Below are 4335 nucleotides of genomic sequence, written 5' to 3' on the forward strand. Positions count from 1 at the left end.
GTCTACCCGCCCGTGTGCAAGAAGGGCGGGTAGACCCCGCCCCTACACCTTTTCACGGTACTATCGTGCCGGATAGAAACTGGCTGGACAGCCAGCCGGTTTCTTGATACGATCTCCCCCGCTGGCCGATCCCACTCCTGCGGGAGCGGCTGGCTCTCAGGAAAGCCCCCCGACCGGCGTGCCCGGCACGCGGCGGGGAGGCGCAACGGGCGAGCCGGGTGGCCTTGTCACTCCCCTCAGGCGCCCCGCCGCATCAGGGTCCGCGGCGGGAGAGGGGTGTGAAAAGAAGCCGCAGGGCTCGCCCGGTTTCTTTTTGGGCGCGTTGCGCCCATCCAGTCCCGCTCCCCCGGCCCTCCTTCGCCAAGGCTACGAGGGCCGCCCTCCGAAGTTTCAAGGAAGGAGGGCGGGGGGAGCTGTCCGACGCAGCCAAGGGCGGTGTCGGACTGAGGGGGTTACCCCGGCGGCGATCAGGCTCCGACATTGACGCCGCGCCGGCGCGGCGCATTTTTCGTCCACGTCCACGTGTTGCGTCAATGACCGGTGGGTCTTCTGTTTTCCCGTTCGCCCTGAGGAGGCCCGAAGGGCCGTCTCGAAGGGTTGAACGGGCCTGCGACCCGTCCTTCGAGACGCCGCTTTGCGGCTCCTCAGGACGAACGGAATCGTGGTTCGCGTTGCAGAGGTCGCCTACCGCGCGGCGGCGTTGAGCAGGCGGCCCATCAGGGCGAGGAAGCTGTTGAAGATGGCGCGGGCTTCTTCGTCGCCTTCGCTGAAGGCGCGCTGCATGATCATTCCCACGATCCAGGTCTCGAGCATCTGCACCATCTCGTCGAGCGGCAGCGGGCTCTTGCCGGCAAAATCGCCGACGGCGTCCTCGATGATCTCACGCATGAACTCTCGCTGGCGGTCGCGGTGGAGCAGGTAGCGCTCGCGCAGGGCTTCGTTGTGGTTGGCCGTGCCGACGAGCTCGACCATGAAGGTGGCCAGCGCCTTGTCGCCGATGAGCAGCTCGTACATGTGCTTGGCCGCCGCCGTGAGCCGGGAGAGCGGATCGCCGTCCTTGGGGACGCGGGCCTTGATCTCGGTGTAGATGCGCTCGGCCATCCGGGCCACGGCCGAGACGATGAGCTCTTCCTTGGACGCGAAGTGGTAGTGGAGCAGCCCGCGCGAGACGCCCGCCTCTTCGGCGATGACCTTGATGGAGGCCTTGTCGTAGCCGTAGCGCGCGAAGCACGTGATGGTGGCTTCGAGAATCCGGTCGATGGATTCGAGCTGCGGCTCTTCCTGCGTTTTTGCCGATTTCCCCATGGCGGGTGCAATTATGCTGGTCGCCCAGCCAGTGGGCAAGGGAAAGAGAAACCCATCAATCCCTGCTCCCCCGTTGCCGGGGGAGCTGTGAGCGGAGCGCACTGAGGGGGCGTTGGCAGCAGTTTGCTGCTCCGTTATCAGAGGCTGATCGCCACTTGCGCGACCCCCTCAGCCCGACTCCGCCGTTGGCTACGTCGGACAGCTCCCCCGGCACGGGGGAGCGGGGTCTGTGGGAGCTTTGCTCCTCCTAGAACGCCTCTCCCACATCAAAATACACCGCGAATTCCCCGTCGCTGCCGGCAAAGTCCAGGCGCAGGTTGATGCGGTTCTTGCGGTCCACTTTAAAGCGCAGCCCCCCGCCGGCGGCCCAGCGGATGTGGTCCCACTCGAACCGGTCCACTTCGTGGGTGACCTGTCCCGCCGCGCCGAAGGCCGCGCCGCCGATGAACCACCAGATGGGAAAGCGGTACTCGAGCTGCCCGGCGATCATGTGCCGGTCGCGGTAGCGCCCGCTGAAGATGCCGCGCAGCATCTTGCGGCCGCCGAGCTGCGAAAAGGATTCAAAGGGCGGGTCACCGTCGATGAACTGGGCGAGAAGCTGCACGCCGATGGTGTGGTTCTTTGCCGGCGTGAAGAAGCGGCGCAGGTCGAAGCGGTGGGCCACGTAGTCGGCGTCGCTGCCGAAGGCGCCCTCATAGAAGATGCTCTCGTAGTGGTAGTAACCGCCGGACTCGCTGGCGAAGGGGTGGTCGCGGCTGTCCCAGGTCACGCTTGGCCCGAGGCCCGAGACGATCGCATCGGGGGCTCCGGGCGCAAGGCCCGTGGCAATCAGGCCGCCGGGAAGAAATTCCTCGAGGTGGCTGCGAAAGAACTCGTAGCCCGCGCCGACGCGCAGCTCTTTCCACACGCGGTAGCTGGCAGCCAGGGAGAACTTCGCGCGCGAGCTCTGGTAGTCCTCTTCGAGAATGTCCGGCGCGCGGTTTCCCACGCCCCAGTATTTGAGAGAAAAATTCGAGAAGCTCGCGCGCGCATCGAGCAGCAGCGCATCGTCCATCAGATACAGGCGCGGGCGCAGCGCCGCGTTGAACTGGTTCTCGGCCGTGTAGATGCCCAGCACCTGGATGCTCGATGGACGCGGGTCTTCTTCGCGGTCGCGCATGACGTACATCCACGTCGCCCCGCCGCCAAAACCGGTTTCCGGCGAGTAGAGCAGCACCGGAACGAGAAACCACTCCTCGCCCGAGAGCCGCAGCTTCTCGAAGAGCCCCGGATCCTCGCGCTCGTCCACGTGGGGAACGTCCTGGGCAAACGCGGGCGCGGCGCCGAGCGCCAGAACAAGCGCTGTCATCGCGAGGCGGAGCGCCGCTGCCTTGATACGTGTCATTGGGGAGTCGTTACCCCGCGCGGGTGGGTGGGGCAAGCGGGGGCGATTCGCTTTGGTGCGTCGGTCGGTTACCGTTTGGGGAATTTGAAATAATGGGAACCTGTCTTGTTTCTTTGTCCACGATGTCAACTGCGGCTGAAGAGAACGCCGACGGAAGTCGGGCCGCAGTGGATCTGCTCAAGCTGTGACGGGAGGGCGTTGACGGTGCCGCTGCTTCGTCGCTCATTCGACCGGAAGGCAGTGGGGGCGATCTGGCATGCAGGACGGGCCAGGGGCTTGCCCGCCGGTGCGAAGTGTCCGGGCTGTGCGAAGAGTATGCGGGAGGTTGGCTTTGCGAGCGATGGCAAAAGCGTCGTCCTCGATCTTTGCCGCACTTGTCACCTTATCTGGTTCGACCGGGGTGAATTGATAAGTCTGCCGCGTTTACCCGGTGAGATCGCGGAGGTGGAGCGCAGCCGGGAGATCAGAGAGGAGTTTCAGGAGCGGAAGCGCAGGCGCGATCGCGACACGGTAGATACCTATCTGCAGCGAGGCCCCATGGCAATCGGCGGGGTGCCGACACCCGACGGCGAAGGCCGTTTGAAGCTGCAACGGTTGCCGGAGGGTATTTGGGAGCAGTTGGTGGCGATTCTCGGTGTGCCTGCCGAGATGGGCGTTCAGCCGCTGCGAATCGTACCGTGGCTGACGTGGTCACTGATCGCCCTTTTGCTCGCTGTGAATTTGCTCCTTGGTTTTGATTCGCAGGTGGCCAGAGATTTTGGCCTGATTCCCGCGCTTTGGGATCGACACGGTGGATTCGATTTTCTGAGTTCATTCGTCCTGCATGGTGACCTTCTCCACCTTTTCTTTAACTGCTGTTTCCTGTGGGTTTTTGGCGACAACTGTGAGGACTACCTCGGACGTTGGCTGTTTGGGCTCCTGTTGATTGGCGCTTCCCTGGGAGGATCAATTGCGCACATCGCGGCCTACCCAAATTCTACAATCCCGCTTGTGGGCGCAAGCGGTGCAATATCGGGTGCCATGCTTTTCTATGCGCTGCAGTTTCCGCAAGCGAGACTGGGGCGGGCGTTCCATCTCGGGGCAATCTGGATTCGCTATCCTGCCTGGATTTGGATCGGACTCTGGCTGCTGTTCCAGGTTCTTGCGGCATTCAGGCACGCCGGAGACGGTGAGGCAGGCGTCGCCTACCTCGCGCACATTGGTGGGGCACTGGTGGGTACTTGCTTGTGGCTCGGACTTCGAATTCGTGAGAGAACCGCTGAGGCTCCCTAAACCCGCCCCTTCAGATACGCCTGCCGCCGCTTTTCCGGAAACTTCTCGATGGCATAGCGCAGCATGGTGCGCGGCATGTCCTGGTAGTGTTTTTTGAGAAACGCTTCCTCGGCGGCGCGGTCCATGTTGCCCACTTCGCGCAGCATCCAGCCCACGGCTTTGTGGATGAGGTCGTGCTTGTCGCCCAGAAGAATCTCGGCGATGGCGAGGGTATCGGCGAAGTCGCCCTGGCGGATGAAGGCGAAGGTACCCATGATGGCGACGCGGCGCTTCCACAGGTTCCGCGAGCGCGCCCACATGTAGAGCTGGCTCCGGTCCCGCGAGAGCAGCCAGCCGCCCACGACGTGCGGGGCGCTGGTGTCGACGAGATCCCA

4 protein-coding genes are annotated in these 4335 nt (G+C 63.9%); 1 reads left to right on the top strand and 3 read right to left on the bottom strand.

Annotated features, from left to right (window positions below; all coding sequences use genetic code 11):
* Window positions 1–684 precede the first annotated feature (684 nt).
* Both KDH09_14405 and KDH09_14410 read right to left on the bottom strand, forming a co-directional pair.
* Window positions 685–1305 (bottom strand): TetR/AcrR family transcriptional regulator, encoded by a 621-nt coding sequence (locus KDH09_14405; protein MCB0220887.1) that lies wholly within the window; start codon window positions 1303–1305, stop codon window positions 685–687.
* Between the two features lie 247 nt (window positions 1306–1552).
* Window positions 1553–2689, bottom strand: coding sequence for a BamA/TamA family outer membrane protein (locus KDH09_14410; GenBank protein MCB0220888.1), 1137 nt, complete (start codon window positions 2687–2689; stop codon window positions 1553–1555).
* A gap of 315 nt (window positions 2690–3004) precedes the next feature.
* Between KDH09_14410 and KDH09_14415 the strand changes: the two genes are divergently transcribed.
* Complete coding sequence (locus tag KDH09_14415; protein ID MCB0220889.1) at window positions 3005–3961, top strand: rhomboid family intramembrane serine protease; 957 nt, start codon at window positions 3005–3007, stop codon at window positions 3959–3961.
* Here the strand turns inward: KDH09_14415 and KDH09_14420 are convergent.
* Window positions 3958–4335 (bottom strand): DNA alkylation repair protein (locus KDH09_14420; GenBank protein ID MCB0220890.1); only part of this gene is annotated, 378 nt, incomplete at its 5' end. The genes KDH09_14415 and KDH09_14420 overlap by 4 nt on opposite strands.

The sequence above is a fragment of the Chrysiogenia bacterium genome (genome assembly GCA_020434085.1).
Classification (GTDB): domain Bacteria; phylum JAGRBM01; class JAGRBM01; order JAGRBM01; family JAGRBM01; genus JAGRBM01.